General features: G+C 70.3%; 11 protein-coding genes. 6 read left to right on the top strand and 5 right to left on the bottom strand.

Annotated features, from left to right (window positions below; all coding sequences use genetic code 11):
- Positions 1–2: 2 nt before the first annotated feature.
- The gene (locus tag WME82_RS29950; RefSeq protein ID WP_012238103.1) at positions 3–839 is read right to left on the bottom strand and encodes a PspA/IM30 family protein; all 837 of its coding nucleotides are present in this window, start codon (positions 837–839) and stop codon (positions 3–5) included.
- 53 nt (positions 840–892) lie between these two features.
- Positions 893–1,282, bottom strand: coding sequence for a hypothetical protein (locus WME82_RS29945; protein ID WP_437542369.1), 390 nt, complete (start codon positions 1,280–1,282; stop codon positions 893–895).
- 392 nt (positions 1,283–1,674) lie between these two features.
- On the opposite strand from WME82_RS29945, the gene WME82_RS29940 reads away from it, so the two are divergent.
- Together WME82_RS29940 and WME82_RS29935 are read left to right on the top strand one after the other, a co-directional pair.
- On the top strand, positions 1,675–3,267 hold the full coding sequence (locus WME82_RS29940; protein WP_438038096.1) for a protein kinase domain-containing protein: 1,593 nt from the start codon (positions 1,675–1,677) through the stop codon (positions 3,265–3,267).
- A gap of 1 nt (position 3,268) precedes the next feature.
- The gene (locus WME82_RS29935) at positions 3,269–4,660 is read left to right on the top strand and encodes a sigma 54-interacting transcriptional regulator (protein ID WP_438038095.1); all 1,392 of its coding nucleotides are present in this window, start codon (positions 3,269–3,271) and stop codon (positions 4,658–4,660) included.
- Between the two features lie 30 nt (positions 4,661–4,690).
- On the opposite strand, the gene WME82_RS29930 is transcribed toward WME82_RS29935, so the two are convergent.
- On the bottom strand, positions 4,691–6,493 hold the full coding sequence (locus tag WME82_RS29930; protein ID WP_438038094.1) for a monovalent cation:proton antiporter-2 (CPA2) family protein: 1,803 nt from the start codon (positions 6,491–6,493) through the stop codon (positions 4,691–4,693).
- Between the two features lie 44 nt (positions 6,494–6,537).
- Between WME82_RS29930 and WME82_RS29925 the strand changes: the two genes are divergently transcribed.
- The 3 genes from WME82_RS29925 to WME82_RS29915 all read left to right on the top strand — a co-directional run bounded on the left by WME82_RS29925 (position 6,538) and on the right by WME82_RS29915 (position 12,032).
- The gene (locus WME82_RS29925; RefSeq protein WP_438038093.1) at positions 6,538–7,947 is read left to right on the top strand and encodes a B12-binding domain-containing radical SAM protein; all 1,410 of its coding nucleotides are present in this window, start codon (positions 6,538–6,540) and stop codon (positions 7,945–7,947) included.
- A 429-nt stretch (positions 7,948–8,376) separates the two neighbouring features.
- The gene (locus WME82_RS29920; protein WP_438038092.1) at positions 8,377–9,891 is read left to right on the top strand and encodes a hypothetical protein; all 1,515 of its coding nucleotides are present in this window, start codon (positions 8,377–8,379) and stop codon (positions 9,889–9,891) included.
- A gap of 578 nt (positions 9,892–10,469) precedes the next feature.
- Positions 10,470–12,032 carry a hypothetical protein gene (locus tag WME82_RS29915; protein ID WP_438038091.1) on the top strand — a complete coding sequence of 521 codons (1,563 nt, stop codon included), beginning with the start codon at positions 10,470–10,472 and terminating at the stop codon, positions 12,030–12,032.
- A 33-nt stretch (positions 12,033–12,065) separates the two neighbouring features.
- Here WME82_RS29915 and WME82_RS29910 read toward each other — a convergent pair whose 3' ends face one another.
- Entirely contained in the window at positions 12,066–12,587 is a 522-nt protein-coding gene (locus WME82_RS29910; RefSeq protein ID WP_437850583.1) for a hypothetical protein, read from the bottom strand.
- 154 nt (positions 12,588–12,741) lie between these two features.
- Positions 12,742–12,873, bottom strand: a complete 132-nt coding sequence (locus WME82_RS29905) for a hypothetical protein (RefSeq protein ID WP_438038090.1) — start codon at positions 12,871–12,873, stop codon at positions 12,742–12,744.
- 222 nt (positions 12,874–13,095) lie between these two features.
- On the opposite strand from WME82_RS29905, the gene WME82_RS29900 reads away from it, so the two are divergent.
- Positions 13,096–17,961 carry a hypothetical protein gene (locus tag WME82_RS29900; RefSeq protein WP_438038089.1) on the top strand — a complete coding sequence of 1,622 codons (4,866 nt, stop codon included), beginning with the start codon at positions 13,096–13,098 and terminating at the stop codon, positions 17,959–17,961.
- Positions 17,962–18,575 lie beyond the last annotated feature (614 nt).

Below are 18,575 nucleotides of genomic sequence, written 5' to 3'. Positions count from 1 at the left end.
CTCTAGCGCTTCATCCTGGCTTGTTCACGTTGTTCTTCGGCCTCGAGCTCCGCGAGCGCCGCCGCGAGCTCGTCCTGCTCGGCCTGGGGCGCGGCGGCCGGCGCGCCGCCCGCGCCGGCCACGCGCACCTGCGGCGGCGGCGCCGCGGCGGGCGGCGGCTCGGGCGGGAGCACGCCCATCTTCCGCTTGAGCGCGAGCAGCTCGTCGTCCGCGCCCGCCGTCGCCTCGAGCTGGCCGAACTTGTGCGCCAGCGTGTCGCCCGTGTACTGCTCGGCGATCTCCCCGGCGGCCTCGGCCTCGGCCTCGATCTGGTCGATCTTGTTCGACATCCGATCGAACGTCTCGAAGGCGGAGGCGTTGTTCAGGCCGCTCATCGTCTCCTGGATGGCCTTCTGCGCCTCGGCCCGCTTCTTCCGGGCGATGAGCACGTTCTTCTTGCGCTTCGCCTCCTCGATCTTGTTGTTCAGGAGGCGCAGCGCCGTCTTCAGCTGGTCGACGGCCTGCTTCTGCTTCTGCCACTGGTCCTTGTAGGAGGTGGCGAGCTGGTCGTGCTCCTTCTTGCGGTTCAGCGCCTCCTTGGCCAGCGCGTCGTCGCCCGCCTTGATCGCGAGCATGGCCCTGCGCTCCCACTCCGCGGCGTTGGCGGCCTCCTGCTCGGCCTGCTTGGCCAGCCGCTTCTCGTCGGCGATCGAGACGGCGACCTGCTTCTTCGCCTCGATCAGCTGGTTTGCCATGTCGATGACGACCTGGTTCAGCATCTTCTCGGGGTCCTCCGAGCGGCTGATGAGGTCGTTCAGGTTCGACTTGATGAGGGTCGCAAGGCGCGCGAAAATTCCCATAGATCAGCTCCAACTCTCGGGGTGCGCAGGGTCGAAAGGCGCGGCGGGTCTGCTCAGCTGAGCGCGAGATCGTGCAGCACGGGGACGTGGCGGGCGAGCGCGAGATCGATGTCGCTCAGGATCGCCTCGAGCTCGTTCATGTCGAGGTTCTCGAGCTCCAGCGCCGCCGACAGGACGACGGTGCCCGCCTCGATCCCGTACGAAGCATGCATGAGATCCGTCGCGTTGTACTCGAGCAGGCGGCGGAAGAGCCTGGTCTGGTGTGCGTCGTCCCCGGGGACAGGGCCGATCGAGACCCGCACCGCCACGATCGGCGGGTCGATGCGGATCGCGATCGGCGGCGCGTCCGGGCCCCCCGAGACGAGGTAGGTACCGGCGTCGTTCTCGAACCGGCGATCGAGCTGCAGGAGGTAGGTTTCGACATCCTCGGCTGTACGCGGCATGGCGCGGCGAGCCTACAGAATCATGTCGCATCGGGCTAGTGCCCCGTCCCTCGGATTCTTTCCGGGATTCCGCGGGCTGCGGCCTACGGTCACCACCATCGAGGACGCGCGGCTCGCCGTGGTCCTCCGAGTGGTCCTCCGAGTGGTCCTCCGAGTGGTCCTCCGAGTGGTCCTCCGAACCATTGCGTCCCCTTCGTTGGGTTCGTGCTCCGATCGCACCGGCGCGCTGTCACGCCGTGAGCCCGCAACACGCGCCGCGAGCCGCAACACGCGCCGCGGGCCGCGCTCCGCGATCGGTTCCGCTCGCTCCCGGAATCACCGCGTTTCCCCGGACGCTCGCTTTTTTCTCACCCGTTCGAGAGTCGCGGTGGTACGGTCCCGATCCAGGTTACGTGGCGATCCACCCGGGCGACGTCGTTGCTGGCTACCGTGTCTCCCGCCTGCTCGGGCGGGGCGGCATGGGCGAAGTCTGGGCAGCAACACGGGAATCGGACAATCAGCAGGTCGCCATCAAGGTCCTGCTCGCGCGCGCCGCGATGAAGCCGGATCTCGTGCGGCGCTTCGACCGTGAGGCGAAGATCGCCTCGGCCATCCAGAGCCCGTACGTCTGCCAGCTGCTCGAGGTCGGCCAGACGGACGAGGGCGAGCACCTGCTCGTGTTCGAGCAGCTCGACGGCGAGTCGCTGGCGGATCGGCTGAAGCGCGAGCAGTACCTGCCGTTCAGCGAGGTCGGCCCGATCATCGATGACGTGCTCCAGGGGCTCGTGGCGGCGCACGCCGCGGGCGTCATCCACCGCGATCTGAAGCCGGGCAACATCTACCTCGAGCACCTCGGCCTGCCGGACCGGCGCGAGCGCGCGAAGATCCTCGATTTCGGCATCTCGAAGCTCACGCGGCGCGAGAAGGAAGAGCCGACGCTCACCGCCTTCGACGCGACGCTGGGATCGTTCGCGTACATGGCGCCGGAGCAGGTGCGGGGCGCCGCGCGGGCCGACGAGCGGGCCGACATCTACGCGGTCGGCGCGGTGGCCTTCCGGGCCCTGTCCGGGCGGCTGCCGTTCGAGGGGGCGAACGCCGCGGTGCTCGTCGCGATGAAGCTCGACCGCCCGGCGCCGTCGCTCGCCGAGGCGACCGGCGAGAAATGGCCGGTGGGCATCGAGCGCTTCCTCGAGCGGGCGCTCGATCGCCGGCGCGAGGGGCGCTTCGGCTCCGCGGCAGATGCGCTGTCGAGCTGGCGGGCCATCCAGCCGGCGAACATCACGCGCGCGACGCGCCGCACGCAGCGGAGCAGGTATCCCTCCGAGCTGCCCGACGCGTTCCTGGAAGACAACCCCACGGTCGTCGACGGCCCCCCGACGATGACGGAGAACGGCGGCTTCAGCGACGCCGGCCACAGCTCGCCGCCCCCTGCTTCGCTCGCCCCTCCCAGGGCCAGCACCGTGCCCCCGCCGCCACCGAGCAGGGCCGGGAGCACCGTGCCCCCGCCGCCGCCGAGCAGGGCCGCTGCGCCGCCAGCGTCGCCGAGCAGGACCGGCGTGGGCGCACCGCCTGCGCCGCCGAGCAGGACCGGCGCGGGCGCGCCTCCAGCGTCGCCGAGCAGGACCGGCGTGGGGGCGCCGCCTGCACCGCCGAGCAGGGCGGGCGCGCCGCCGCCACCGCCGAGCAGGGCGGGCGCGGGCGCGCCGCCGCCACCGCCGAGCAGGGCGGGCGCAGGCGCGCCGCCGCCACCGCCGAGCAGGGCGGGCGCAGGCGCGCCGCCGCCACCGCCGAGCAGGGCGGGCGCAGGCGCGCCGCCGCCACCGCCGAGCAGGGCGGGCGCAGGCGCGCCGCCGCCACCGCCGAGCAGGGCGGGCGCGGGCGCGCCGCCGCCACCGCCGAGCAGGGCGGGCGCGGGCGCGCCGCCGCCACCGCCGAGCAGGGGCGAGGGCGCAGAGATTCCCCGGCCGGAGGGTCCGCCTTCGCGCCGCAAGACAGAGAGGCACTGAGTTGCTCGACGCGACGGTAGGCACGAAGAACCGGGTCGAGGTGCGCGGCGGGCGCATCCGCCTCACGAAATCGTCGGCTGCGCGCGGCGGCGGATGGATCGAGATCGGCACCGATCCCGTCATCGTGGGCCGCAACGCGGCCTGCCAGCTGGTCCTCGACGACGCCAAGGTCAGCGCGGTGCACGCCGAGTTCGTCGCCACGGAGCAGGGCGTCCGCGTGCGCGATCTCGACAGCAGGAACGGGACCTTCGTCGGCGGCGTGCGGGTCGGCGACATCTACCTGCTCACGAGCACGAAGCTGCGGCTCGGCGAGACCGAGATCCAGTTCGAGCCCCTGCGGCCCGAGCGCATCACGGTCTCGGCGATCCCGTCGTTCGGCCCGCTCGTGGCGAGCAGCCCCGGGATGCGGGCCATCTTCGAGCGCCTCTCCAAGATGGCGCCGACCGACCTCACGGTGCTCATCACGGGCGAGACCGGCACGGGCAAGGAGCTCGTCGCCCAGGCGCTGCACCTGGCGAGCGCCCGCTCGAAGAAGCCGTTCGTGGTCGTGGACTGCGGCTCGATCCCGCCGACCCTGGCCGAGGCGACGCTGTTCGGCCACGAGCGCGGCGCGTTCACGGGCGCGGTCGACAAGCGCCTCTCGCCGTTCATCGAGGCGGACGGCGGCACGATCTTCCTCGACGAGCTCGGCGAGCTGCCGCTCGAGGTGCAGCCGAAGCTCCTCCGCGCGCTCGCCGAGCGCCGCATCAAGAGCGTCGGCGGATCGAGCTACCGCGAGGTCGACGTGCGCGTGCTCGCGGCGACGCGCCGCGACCTCGTGCGGGCCGTGAACGGCGGCAACTTCCGGAGCGACCTCTACTTCCGCGTCGCGCAGATCAAGATCGAGCTGCCGGCGCTCCGGCAGCGCGTGGAGGACATCCCCGTGCTCGTCCGCCGGATGCTGAAGGATCTCGGCGACGAGAGCGCCTACGAGCGCGTCTCGAACATGACGCTCGAGCGGCTGATGCGGCACGACTGGCCGGGCAACGTCCGCGAGCTGCGGAACGCGGTCGCCGTCGCGTTCGCGCTCGCCGCCGAGGGCGAGGAGATCGACGTCGCGGCGCACCTCGGCGCCCTCACCGAGACGCCGGTGCACCCGAGCTCCTCGCCGTCGATCCCCCCGGGCGCCGGCGGCAGCGCGGCCAGCAGCTCGTTCGCGTCGATGAAGGGCCGTCAGTTCCAGGAGGCGAAGCGCGACGTCCTCGCGCGGTTCGAGCGCGACTACTTCGCCGCCCTGTCCGAGGACGCGAAGGGCAACGTGAGCGAGATGGCGCGGCGCGCGGGCATGGAGCGGGCGCACGTGCGGGCTTACCTCCGCCGCCACGGCATCGGCGCGAAGCAGGAACAGGAGTGAGCGAGCCGACGGCGGCTCGCTCGCTCCGCGTCACACCGCCGCGGCCTTGTCGTCCCTGCCGGACGGCGCGATCTCGTCGGACTCGAACAGGCCTTCGAGCTCCTGCGCCGCCTGCTTCGCCGCCTCGATGAGCTTGACCTCGTCGTTGTGCACCGCGTGCCCGCGGACGAGCACCTTCTCGTCGTGGGCCCTGAACCGCTCGATGGTCGCGCGGGCGTCCCGCTCCCGCATCCCGAGGCCCTCGAGCACGCGCGCCGCCACCTCGAGCGACGACAGGAACGTCTCCCGCTCCAGCACCGTCACGCCGATATCCATCAGCTGATACGCGTGCTGGCGGTTCCGGGCGCGCGCGTAGATCAGGAGGTCAGGGAAGTGCCGCTTCACCACCTCCGCCGTCTTCACCGACGACGCGACGTCGTCGATGGCCAGCACGAAGATCTTCGCCTTGTCGGCGCGCGCCGCGCGGAGCAGGTCGAGCCGGGAGGCGTCCCCGTAGTAGATCTTGTTGCCGTACTTGCGGACGAAGTCGACCTGCGTGGGGCTCGCGTCGAGCGCGGTGAAGGGGATCTTCCTCGTGCGGAGGACGCGAGAGACGATCTGGCCGAAGCGGCCGTATCCGGCGATGATGACCCTCGGGTCGTCGTCGTCGATCGCGTCGAACTCGCGCTCTGGCCCGCCCCCCTGCCATCGCTTGACGAGCGCGTCGCCGACCGCGATGACGAGCGGCGTGACCGCCATGGACAGCGTGACCACGACGACCAGGAGGTCGGCGAGGAGCCTGTCCATGAGGCCCTGTCCCGCGGCCATCCCGAAGAGGACGAAGGCGAACTCGCCCCCCTGCGGGAGCGCGAGCGCGAGGTCGCGCGCGGAGCCCTTCGCGTGCCCGGCCGCCCTGCCCAGGAGGAGCAGGACGGCGGCCTTGAGCGCCATCACGCCGAGGACGAGCCCGAGGACGAGCAGCGGCCGCTCGATGACGAGGCCGATGTTCGCCGACATCCCGACGGCGATGAAGAAGAGCCCCATGAGCAGGCCCTTGAACGGCTCGATGTCCGCCTCGAGCTCGTGGCGGTACTCCGAGTCGGCGAGCAGCACGCCCGCCATGAAGGCGCCGAGCGACATGGAGAGGCCCACCTGCACCATGAGGAGCGCCGTGCCGAGCACGACGAGCAGGGCCGCCGCGGTGAAGATCTCGTGGGCGCGGGTGGCGGCGATGGCCCGGAAGACGGGGCGCACGAGGTAGCGGCCGCCAGCGACGACCGCGAGCAGCACGGCCACGGCCTTGAGCGACGAGGCGACGGCGCTCCCCTCGGCGGGGGCCGCGCCCGCGGAGCCGAGCAGGGGGAGCACCGCGATCAGCGGGATCACGGCGAGGTCCTGGAAGAGCAGGATGGCGAACGCGGAGCGGCCGTGCTGCGACTGCATCTGGCCCTTCTCGGCCAGGATCTGCAGGACGAACGCGGTCGACGAGAGCGAGAGCCCGACGCCCGCGATGGCCGCCGTGTCGGCGCGCAGGCCGAGCGCGGCGCCGATGAGCGCGATGAGCGCGCCCGTGACGGCGACCTGCGCGCCGCCGAGGCCGAACACGGCGCGGCGGAGCACCCAGAGCCGCGACGGCTGGAGCTCGAGGCCGATGAGGAAGAGGAGCAGCACCACGCCGAGCTCCGAGAAGTGGAGGGTGTCTTCGACGTTGGCGATGATCCGCAGCCCCCACGGGCCGAGCAGCGCGCCCGCGACGAGGTAGCCGAGCACCGCGCCGAGGCCGATCCGCTTGAACAGCGGCACGGCGACGACGGCCGCGCCGAGAAAGACTGCGGCGTCAGAGAGCAAGCTCATTCGTCGTGGGTCTCCTTGGGGCTCCGTGATAAGCACGATCCGCCATGCAGATCGAGCTCATCGCCACGGCAAGCGAAGATTCCGCGTACCTGCCTCGTGTGGGGCTCGGCACCCTCGCGGCGCTCACGCCCCCCGAGGATGAGATCATCTACACCGATGACGTCGTGCAGCCCTTCGATCTCCAGCGCGACGTCAAGGACGTCGACCTCGTCGGGATCAGCGTCGACAGCAAGACCGCCCGCCGCAGCTACGATATCGCCGCCGCTTACCGCAGGCGCGGCGTGAAGGTGGTGCTCGGCGGCATCCACCCGACGGCCTGCCCCGACGAGGCCCTGCAGCACGCGGACGCCGTCGTGGTCGGCGAGGCCGAGGACGCCTGGCCCGCCCTGCTCGCGGACGTGAAGCGCGGCGAGCTCAAGCCGTTCTACCGCCCGGAGCTGCCGAACCTCGCGGGCAGGCCCCCGCCGCGGCGCGACCTGTTCACCTCCAAGAAGTACATCCCGTTCCAGGTCGTGCAGACGATGCGCGGCTGCCCGTATCCGTGCGAGTTCTGCAGCGTGTCGACGGCGAACGGCACCACGATGCGGTTCCGTCCGACCGACGAGGTGCTGAGCGAGCTCCGGTCGCTCGGCAAGCTCATCATGTTCGCGGACGACAACGTGATGATCCACCGGGCTTACTCGAAAGAGCTCTTCACCCGGATGATCCCGCTGAAGAAGCACTGGATAGGCCAGTGCTCGCTCGCCGCGGTCAAGCGCCTCGAGAACGTGAAGCTCATGGCCGAGAGCGGGTGCAAGGCGCTCTTCATCGGCTTCGAGAGCATCGACGAGGAGACGGTGAAGTTCACCGGAAAGCGGCAGAACCGTCCCTCCCAGTACAAGGACACGATGGCGATGCTCCACGATCACGGCATCTCGGTCTGGGGGAGCTTCGTCTTCGGTTTCGATACGGACGATCCCGAGGTGTTCGATCGCACCGTGGAGTTCGGCATCGACATGAAGCTGACGATGGCGCTGTATGCCATCCTCACCCCGTACCCCGCGACGCAGCTGTACCGCCGCCTCAAGGCGGAGGGGCGCCTCACGGACGAGCGCTGGTGGCTGCGCCGCGACCACGACGCCGGCTCGCCCTATTTCGTTCCCAAGCAGATGTCGCGGGAGCGGCTCCGGGAGGGGTGGGTGTCCGCGTGGACGAAATTCTACTCGCCGTCCTCGATATGGCGCAGGTTCACCCTCACACGGCAGTCGAGCTGGATCCAGCTGGCGGGCTTCTTCCCGCTGAATTTCATGCAGCACACGCTGGCGCACCGCAAGATCGCGGGCGGCGAGCAGCGCTTCCGCTCCGGCGTGCACATCGAGGAGACGGCCGCGTCGCCCGTGGCGCAGCCGCAGCCGCAGCCGGAGCCGCAGCCTGCGAGGGCCAAGGGCGCCCGGCAGCTCCCGATCATCGGATAGGCGATCCCCTGGCGCCAGCTTCGCGTCCTGTGCGTGCGTGGGCGCCGTCCTGCACGCTGCGGGGCAATGGTACGCTGCGGCGCAATGGTGCCGCGCTCCGCTCGTCGGCAATGAGGCGGCGCCCTGGCGCGGCGCGCGTCGTCTGGGCGCGCCGCAGGACGCCGCGCCTCGGCCGCTCGGGCGCCCGCGGCAGGCCAGGCGCGCCGCGGCTCGCGGATCGCCCGCGGCGCATCGGTGGATGTGGTCAATCGACCGCTCGTGGATTGACAGCAGCGCACGGTGAGCGAGCGACATTCTTCTGTCGCGCTTGCAGTGCGATTGTCGCTTGCTGATTTTGCTACACTCGCGTGAGCTCCTGGAATGCCGGGGTGTCGAGCGGGGTGTGAGCCCGCTTTGTCGCGGCATCGAGGATCCCCAAGCGGAGGTGTCATGGGTCGACGTCGGTTCTCCTTCTCGCTCCTCATCGTGGTTGGCGCCGCCGTGTCCAGCGCTGGCTTCGCGGCCAGCTGCAGCGCGACGGGTTCGTCCAACGTGCTCGACTCGAGCGGAGCTGACGAATCAGGCGCGGGAGCGGGCGGCACGACCGGCGGAGGCGACGGGCTGGGTGGGTTCCTCGACTTCGATGGAGGGCAGGAGCCGCACAGCGATGTGATGGTGAACCCTTGTGGGAGCGCGTGCGGCGACAAGGAGCTATGTACCGGCGCGACCCTCGGCCTGGACGACGACTGCGATGGTTCGATCGACGAGACGTGCGCCTGCATCCCCGGTCAGGCGCACTCCTGCTTCCGCGGCGATCCGTCGTTCCGGAACAGCGAGGGCTGCTTTCCTGGCACCCAGCTCTGCGACGAGACCGGCACCTGGGGCCCGTGCGTCGGCGGCGTGCACGCCGACGAGAACTGCCATATGGATAGCGGCGCTCCGTGCCGCCCGATGCAGGCGTCGCCCTTCGCGAACCTCGACCTCAAGGCAGGCATTGGCGCGTTCGGCGCGGATGCGCTCGCGGGATCCGAGCTGTGGACGGTGGACTGCCCCGATGGCGTCGACCCGTGCCCCGGAGTGACCGGCTCGGACCCAGCGGACGATTTCAAGCCGCTGCAGTCGGGCGAGTACACTGTCACGTACAGGAAGCGCGTCGCGAGCGGCGCTACCCAGAGCTGCGAGTACCCGCTCTTCGTCAGCGCGGGCGGCCTGCGCGTCGAGCTCGAGTGGGAGCACGACGTCGGCGACGTCGATCTCGATCTGCACCTCCACAGGCCGAACAACACGCAGCCCTGGAAAATGCTGGGGTCGTCGGTGGATTGCGGATGGAACAACTGCGCTATCTCGCACTTCGCGACAAAGTCACCGGAGCCCTCGGATATCCGCTGGTTCTTGAACAGCGCGAGGCTGCCGAACCCCGTGAACTGGTACCTCGACCCGGTGCCCGGCAACAATGGCTGCTTCAACGCCCCTCGGGGCGTGGGGGAGCAATGGAAGGCGAACGGTCTTGGCTGCCACAACCCGCGGATCGACCTCGACAACAGGGGGTGCGACCCCACCCGGACTGATCCCGATCACAGAAGCTTCTGCGCGCCGGAGAACATCAACCTCGACTATCCGCCGAAGCGTCAGTGGATGCGCATCGGCGTGCATTACTATGAGGAGGGCATGGTGAAGCACGATATTCACCCCCGTATCAAGATCTTCTGCGACAGCGCCCTCGGGGCGGATCTGGGGCCCGCGGGGTTCTACAGCCCGGAGCGGCCCGTCGCGTTCAAGCCCACGGACGGACGCACCATGTTCTGGCTCGTCGCCGACGTGCTCTTCCCAGAGCCGGACGAGTGCGGCCAGGCGGCCTGCGTCGTGCGGCCGCTCTATGAGAGCGCCAGCGCGAAGACGCCGCTGCTCACCACGCGGGACGACGTCGAGGCGAGCTTCGGTCCCGCCTACCCGACGCTGCCCTGAAAGGCGCGCGCGCCGCGCGCCCGACCCGCCTGGAAAGCGCGCGCCGCGCGCCCGACCCGCCTCCAGATCACCGCGATGGCCAGGGCCTCGCGACGTCAGCGCCCGCGAACGCGCCGGCGCGAGCGCACGAGCTCAGCCGGCGCCACCTCGCCCCGCGCGCGGAAGCCGTGAGGCGCAACGCCACACCGGCCAGCAAGGCAAGCTTCGTGGTGATCTGTCGGAGGATGATTTCTCTGACTCCTCGGGTGAGCTGGTGGTTCGCCTGACTCCGCATCTGGCGAGAGCGCGCCTCGCCGGCTGAAGGCGGCTCATTGTGGCCATCGCCGGCCGGAGTCCGTGCTAGGGAGTCCTCCTCCAGCGACTCACCCTGCTGAGTCTGCATGGCAGTAGTCCTTATTACTCGATGAGGGTCGGGGCTCCGAGATCTGCCGTCCCGAGCCGCGCTTTCGCGCGCGCTGGGGACACCGGTATCCGCTTTGCTTCACGCTGTCGTGCCTGGTGCACGGCGCGCTTCGCCGTCGCGCGGAGCGGGCGCAGGCCGCCGCGACACCGCGTCTAGGTCTCCAAGTGGAGGTATCATGTCTCGTCTTCGTGTCTCCTCCGTGCTCCCCGTCGTGATCGCGATCGCGGCGTCGGGCGCCGGTTTCGCGGCCGGCTGCAGCGCGGAAGGCAAGCGGCTCACGTTCGATCTGACGACGGGCGGCAGCTCGCACGCCGACGAGGCGGGCAGCGCCGGCGGGGCGGGCGGCGCCGGCGGGGCGACGGCCCAGCCTGGCGACTCGGAAGGCTACGGCGGCTTCCTCGGCGATATCGATGCAGGGGCGCCCGAGGGCTTGCCGGTGACGATCAACCCGTGCGGGAGCGCCTGCGGTCCGACGGAGCTGTGCGGCGTCGATGAGCTCGGCGTCGATCACGCCGGGCTGGACGACGACTGCAACGGGCTGATCGACGAGAGCTGCGGGTGCATCGCCGGGCAGGCGCACTCCTGCTTCCGCGGCGATCCGTCGTTCCGGCACAGCCCGGGGTGCTTCCCCGGGACCCAGATCTGCGACGAGACGGGCACGTGGGGCCCCTGCGTCGGCGGCGTGCACGCGGACCAGGACTGCCACCGGAACGACGTGGCGGGCTGCCACGCGCTCCAGGCGGCGCCGTTCGCCACCGTCGATCTGAAGGAGGGCACCGGCTCGTTCAGCGAGGACGCGCGTCCGGACTCCGAGGTGTGGACGGTGACGTGCCCGCCGGGCGTGAACCCGTGCCCCTCGGTGGGAGGGCAGGGGCCGGCGGACGACTTCAAGCCGCTCCAGTCGGGCGAGTACACGGTCACGTACACGAAGAGCCTGGCGAGCGGCGAGACCGCGAGCTGCGTTTACCCGCTGTTCGTCGGCGCCCGCGGCCTCCGCGTCGAGCTCGAGTGGGAGCACGAGCCGGCCAGCGTGGATATGGACCTCTACCTCCACAAGCCGGACAACATGCAGCCCTGGACGGTCGGCGGCTCCAGCGCCGCGTGCGGCTACGGGAACTGCACGCTCGACAGCCTCTCGGGCGGCTCGGCCATCACGTGGTTCAGCGACACGGCGACGCCCCCCGAGCCGGTGAACTGGTACCTGGATCCGGAGGAGACCAACAACAGCTGCTTCTACGCGCCTCGCGGCGTGGGGGACGACTGGCGCGCCCACGGCAAGGGGTGCCATAGCCCGCGGCTCGATCTCGACAACATCTCCTGCGCCCACCGCACCACGGACCCGGACGACCCGACCTTCTGCGCGCCCGAGAACATCAACGTCGATTTCCCGCCCAAGGCCAGCTGGATGCGCATCGCCGTGCACTACTTCGGGGGCAGCGTGTCATTCGACGTGCACCCGCGGGTCAAGATCTACTGCAACGGCGAGCTCGGGGCCGACCTCGGGCCCACGGGTTTCTACGACCCCGAGGTGCCCGTCGCCTTCGTTCCGGAGGACTCAGGCGACAGGTTCTGGCTCGTCGCCGACGTGATCTTCCCCGAAGCGGGGGAGTGCGGAGGCGATACGTGCGTCGTCAGGCCGATCTACCGGGACGAGACAGTGAAGACGCCGTACCTCTCGACGGTCCGCGACGTCCGCAACGACTTCGGTCCGGCCTACCCCAGCCTGCCGAGGCCCTGACGGCGCGGCGCTGGCCGGCGGCGGGCGCGCCCCTCACGCCTCGACGCCGGCCCGCCTGAGGAAGGCGAGCGCGGGGCCGAGCGCGTAGGCGGGCGCCCTGCCCAGGCGCAGCTGCTCCCCGGTCGACAGGTGGAGGAGCAGCCAGCGCGGCGCGAGGCCCGGCTCGTCGACGTCCGTGTCCGAGGCCGGCGGGGTCGAGACGCCGACGATCGCCTGGATCGGCAGGATCCGCCGGAAGCCACGGCCGTCCTGGATGAGCTCGTCCCGCTCGAAGTCGAGGCGGAACAGCCCGTGGAGCCGGCGGCGCCGGCGCACGGCGAGCAGCGCGGCGGCGGCTCCGGCCGTCCACGTCCCCGCGATGAAGAGGATGGGAAAGGGGGCCGCGCGCGCCGCCACGATGCCCGCCACGACGAGCGAGGCGACGAGCGCGAACGCGGCGACGCGACGGACGGCGAGGTCCAGGCCGTCGCCACGGCACTCGCAGACGAGCACGGCGGGGCCTTGCGCCAGGATGGTGCCGTCGGTGTTCGAGAGCAGGACGTCTCCGTCAGGCACTGCGGTCCTCCCGATCGGGTGAGGTGGTCGAATACCGCAGCCTCGCGAGCGAGGCGAGGGGTCGACGGGGGAGAAGCTCGCGCCGAGCCGCCGGGGCCATCCTGGACGTTAACCAAGCTTCGCGCTGCGTTCTCCTACCTCCGAACGTTTACGTTTACGTGGTCGTGGTCGTGGTCGTGGTCGTCAACGGCAGGCCGTGAACGACCACGACCACGACCACGTCCACGTCCACGTCCACGTCCACGACCACGACCACGTAAACGTCCACGACCACGTAAACGTTCACGTTGGTGACCGATGGTGGGGTAGAGGGGGGCGGGCTGAATGCCCGTTAATTGGCCAGGAATGGCGAGGGTGTGGCGCGCGTGGTACGTGGTATGCCGCGGTGCCGGCGAGGGCGAGCAGGCACGCCCCTCGCGCGACCGGGGCGGTCGTCGCGGCGACTCGGGCCGAGGTTCTCATGGGGGCGTGCGCGCTCGGGACCGAGCTGCCAGAGGAGGACTCTGCGATGAGGTGGATTGTGAGACAGGCATTGCTCGCGGCAGCGGTGAGCTTGATCGCGGGCTGCGCCGAGGAGCGGCCGGCCATCAGCCAGGTTCAGGCGAACGCGCTGGCGAAATCGTTCTTCGTCGGCGCCGATCTGCAGAGCAGGGAGGACGATCCCGAGTTCTGGGCGCGGACCACGGTGGTCGACGTGGGCTACGGCGCCTCGCAGGACGGGCTCTTCTCCTCCTCGTACGCTCAGGCCGATGTCGCGCGCATCAAGTGGATCATCCAGGAAGACCTCCTGCTCGGGCGCCTCACCTACGAGCGCGTGAACGACAGCGACGGCAAGGGCGCCGGCGCCGCCACGGACGATGGCGTCGTGGTCGTCGCCTACAAGATCCTCTCGCACTTCGACGTCCAGCGCGATTACAACCGAGCGACGGGGGAAGAGAGCAACGTCGTCGTCGAAAATACGACCGACCGTCCATGGGTTGAGCGCGAGTACATGCGGGTCGACTGGTCGAAGAACCTGAACGTCGACTCCTACGACTTCGACACGCTGTCGCTCATCGGCGTCTACGGCGGCGTGCAGTACGAGCCGCTCTCTTACTACGTCAGCGACCCGAGCCACCCCGACGCGCCCCATTTCGACCCCGAGGAGGGGTATTTCGACGTCACCAACAAGGCCTTCGCGGTGCCCCAGCTCGTCGATCTCAGCCACCTCGGGTGGGGCATCGACAGCTTCCCGGCCTGCATGCTCGACACGGACTTCGCGGGCGGGACCGCGCCGGTCGGATCGTGCAACCCCGTCGAGATCACCCTCCGGCAGTCGTTCCGGCGCGTCGTCGATCGGGACTACGAGCCGGCCGAGTGGGACGGCTACCGGTTCCGGGCGTTCGGCGCCTTCGTGCGAGAGCGCTTCGGCTACGCCCGCAACTACGGCATGAGCGACGCCAAGTGGCACCGCATGATCTCCCGTTACAACATCTGGGAACGCAGCCACTACTACGACGATCCGGAGAGCATGACGGGCGAGATCCCGTGCTTCACCCCCGAGACCACCCCCGCCGGCGCAGATCCGCACCGCGACCAGGACCGGAACGGGACCGAGGACGAGTGCGAGGTCGTCACCGGGGCCTCGATGGCCCGGGACGGAGGGATGGAGGCGGTGGGGCCCGGCTCGCGGTGCGACACCTTCAAGCAACGGTGCACCCTGCCCTACCAGCGGCGCGAGGCCGTGCCGCAGGCGTGGTACGTCACCTCGGACAGCAACCCCGACTATTTCGTCGCCACGGACATGGCGGCCCACGAGTGGGACGTCGCCCTGCGCAGCGCCGTCGTCACCGCCAAGTACGCCGAGTGCGTCCGGACGCAAGGGGACGCGGCGCGCTGCGGCGAGGCGTTCCCGGTCTACGACGGGCAGATGGACGATGACGCCGACGCCATCGCGCTCTCGCGCGAGGTCGACGCGTGCCGGCGCGGCGCGGCGCGCGAGGGGCAGCGCTGCGAGGCCCTCGCCGACGAGATCGGCGCGCGGCGCGGGTACTCGAGGGGCGTCATCGCGCTCGCGAAGATGCCCGAGATGATCGTGCTCTGTCACAGCCCCGTCGAGGCGGCCGACCCCGAGGCGTGCGGCGGTCCGCGGCTCCCGGCGGGCGTGACCGCCAGGATGTGCAGCGACGAGCGCCGCAAGGAAGCAGGGCGGGACCCCGCGCTGATGGGGGCGTGCCGCGAGGCGCTGAACGCGCGGATCGGCGACCTGCGCTATCACCAGATCAACAACTTCGAGGCGCCGCAATCGCCCTCCGCCTGGGGCATCTACAGCGACTCGGAAGACCCGCTCACCGGCGAGAAGGTCGCGGCGAGCATCAATGTCTGGACGCACGTCAGCGACATCTGGAGCCAGGGCGTCGTGGACACGGCCCGCTACATCAAGGGAGAGCTCAAGACCGAAGACGTGACCGACGGCGATTACGTCCGGGACTGGGCGCAGGCGAGCGAGGGCGCGTCGAGGGGCGGCGCGCTGCCGCGGCTGACGCGGGAGGAGCTGGCGCGGCGGATCGCCCGGTCCGCCGGGGTGGACGAGGCGGCCGTCACCGAGGGCACCGGCCAGATGGCGCAGAACCCGGCGCTGCGCGAGAGCCTCCGGCGGCTCTCGAAGGAGGTGCGCGGCATCGCGGCCGACGCCACGGCGCCCGACAGCATGCGCGGGGTCTACGCGGCGCGCCGCAGGGCGGCGGCGGGCTCCGAGCTCGAGGCCGAGCTCACGACGAAGGCGATCCAGGCGCTCACCGGCGTCGAGGGGCTGCCGCTCACGGACGAGGTGATGCGCTTCGCCTCGCCGCTCCGAGGGGCGAACCCGAGCGTGCGGCGCGAGCTCGGGAACCTGAAGGAGATCGCGCTGGCCGAGCGCGGCGCGTGCGTGATGCACGAGGCGCCGGCGCCGCTCGCGACCGCCGACCTGGCGGACCTCCTCGAGGAGAAATTCGCGAGCAAGCACGGGCGCTTCGGCGAGGGGGACGCCGCGCAGAAGGCGCGGCGCGCCGAGGCCATGCGGCGCTACCTCGCGCAGCGGGCGCACACCTCGGTGATCCTCCACGAGATGGGCCACTCCGTCGGGCTGCGGCACAATTTCGTGAGCTCCTCCGACGCCTGGGGCTACCGGCCGCAGTACTGGCAGCTCCGCACGAGCAATGGACGGGTGAAGACGCGGTGCGAGACGCTCTCGGAGGACGGCGAGGCCTGCGTCGGGCCGAGGTATTACGACCCCGTCACCGAGAACGAGCGGAAGAACCTGATCTGGATGTTCATGCAGTCGTCGACGATGGATTATGCCGGCGAGCCCACGCAGGACCTCATCGGGCTCGGCGCCTATGATTTCGCCGCGGCCCGCTTGTTCTACGGCGATGCCGTCGCCGTGCACGCCGACCCGAGCTACAAGGCGACCACCCCGCGCGGCAAGGGCGTGCTCGCGAAGATCGACGATTTCGGCGGCGTCCTCGGCATCCAGCCCGAGTACGACGACGAGGACATCCATTACTCCGAGCTGCAGAGCAAGTACGACCTGATCACGCCGCGCAGCTGCGTCGAGGTCGACCCGAGCGTGTACGTGCCCTCGGACTGGGACGAGGAGCTGGACGGCGTCTGGCACCCGTTGCTCGACGGCCAGCTCGTGTCGATCGGCGGCAAGACCACGCGGTGCCGGCAGCAGAAGGTCGATTATGTCACCTGGCGCGCCCTGGAGACGCCGAAGGACGTGAAGGGGCCCTCGGTGGACCCGGCGGGGCGGACCCGCCTGCCTTACGGCTTCGCGACCGACCGGTGGGCCGACCTCGGCAACCTGAGCGTGTACCGGCACGACAACGGCGCGGACGCCTACGAGCTCTTCAATTTCTTCGTCACGCAGCAGGAGGTGAACCACATCTTCGACAACTACCGCCGCGGCCGGCAGGCCTTCAGCGTGCGCGCGGCGTCGGAGCGGACCCTGAACCGATACAACGCGAAGATGCGCGACGGCGCGAAGGGCCTCGGGCTCATCATGAACATCTACCGCGAGTTCGCGCTGGACCGCGGCTACGATTTCGACACGTTCTGGGTCCAGGCCGCGAACAGCCTCTTCAAGGAGAACACGCTCGCGGCCGGGATCGCGTTCGATCACTTCGCGCTCCAGATGGCGCGCCCGCAGCCGGGTGAGCACTTCCTGCCGGACGGGGACGCCGTCCTCCGGTCATCGAGCGATGTCTTCGGCGATCCAGGGGAGCCGCTGGTGGTCGTCCCGAACGGCGCGACGGGCTATTTCGGTGACATCGCCGTCGGGGGCAAGCCGCTCGAGAACGCGCTCGCGGCGGACAAGGGCGAGTACGACTCGTCGTACACGATGAACGCCGGGGCCTATTACGACAAGGCGTGGGTGTCGATGCTGATGACCGAGTCGGTCGACAACTTCATCAGCGACTCGCGGCACGACTTCCTCGACGCGCGCTACCGGGCGGTCTCGCTCGCCGACGTCTTCCCGGAAGGGTACCGCCGCTGGCTCGCCAACAACCTCACGGGCGACGACGCCCTCAAGGGCGTGCGCGTCGAGGCGGACCAGCGCGGCCGGCCGGTCCGGGACGCGAGCGGGTATCCGGCCGGCGCGCTCGGCTGGACCTCGTGGTGGGCCGAGAGCGGGCCGGAGAGCTGCTTCCCCGCGGCCGGGAGCATCGTTTGCAGCTCCTATGGCGCGCCCGACAGCGCGCCGTGGAACCCGCGGGCCCCGGCCAAGGTCGCCATCCTCGACCCGCAGATCGGCTGGGAGCAGCAGAAGTTCCTCATCGCATGGACCCTGCTCTACCTGCCCGAGAACGAGAAGCAGAAGTGGCTGGACATGATGCACGTCTGGGAGGCCGGGGCGGACACCGACCCCGGCTTCCCGGACCGGATCGAGCTCCACCACCCGTCCGGAAAGGTGTTCGTGGCGAAGGCCTACGGGACCGAGACCGTCTTTGGCAAGGTCGTGCAGAAGGGCATCGGCGCGCGCATCCTGGAGTACGGCAATGAGCTCCTGGCGAAGGCGTATGTCACCGAGCCGGGGCCCGACCTCGACGGCGACGGCAAGGCGGACTGGTACAAGGTGAAGCCGAACCCGGAGACCGGGCAGCCGATCGTGCGGTGGGATCCGACGATCGCCGCCATCGCGGACGACGGCGAGGTGCTGCGGGAAGGCGTGGACGGCTGCAAGGCGGACGCCGACGCGGACGACGACGATTTCAGCGATTTCTACAAATGCACGTGCTCCTCGAACCGCGCTTGCGGCGCGCTCGAGAGCTACCTCTCGGTGCCCGCCTTCATCCGGCAAGCGCTTGCGGCGTTCAAGCTGGGTGACCCGACGATGAAGGGCCTCCACTGAGCCCGCGCCCTCGCGAGCGAGCCCGGCGCGGAGGACAGGAGCCACGCCAAGGGATGAGCCCGGCGAGGGCGTGAGCGTGGCGCTCTTCCCCACGCCCCGGGGTGAGAGTGACCTTCGTCCCACGAGAGATCACGAGAGCACCAGGCTCATCGAGCGCGGCCGACGCCGCGCGGGTGACAGGCTACGTCCGAGCACATCCGATTCTGTCCGATGGCGGCCCCACGATTCCGAGCACATCCGAGCACACCCGAGGGCAGCCTCGCGATGACGGGGCCGAGGTCTGGCGACGCCACAATGGTCGGGGCATCTTGCCGCATGGGGCGATTCGCCCCACGCGGTCGCGCGTTCACCGCGGCGCTCCAGGTGCGCCGGCGTGGCTCAGGTTTTGCTGAACTTTTCCATGAAATGACGTGCTGCTGGATATCGCTCACCCCATGCGGCTCCTGTGTCGGTGACGCAGGACGGCCGGGCGGGTCGCGGTGCCGACGAGCTGCAACCCGGGCCTGCCGTCGTGGAGCGCGGATTCGATCGTAGCGCCGCCGCCGGGACACGGGAAACGCAGAACAGAGTGGCTCTCCTGCGCCGCGAGCGCCGGGAGAGCCGTTGGCTCGAGG

Source organism: Sorangium sp. So ce128, from assembly GCF_051525245.1.
Lineage (GTDB): Bacteria > Myxococcota_A > Polyangia > Polyangiales > Polyangiaceae > Sorangium > Sorangium cellulosum_B.
Note: the sequence above shows the minus strand (reverse complement) of the source record. Positions and strands in the feature narration are given on the sequence as shown.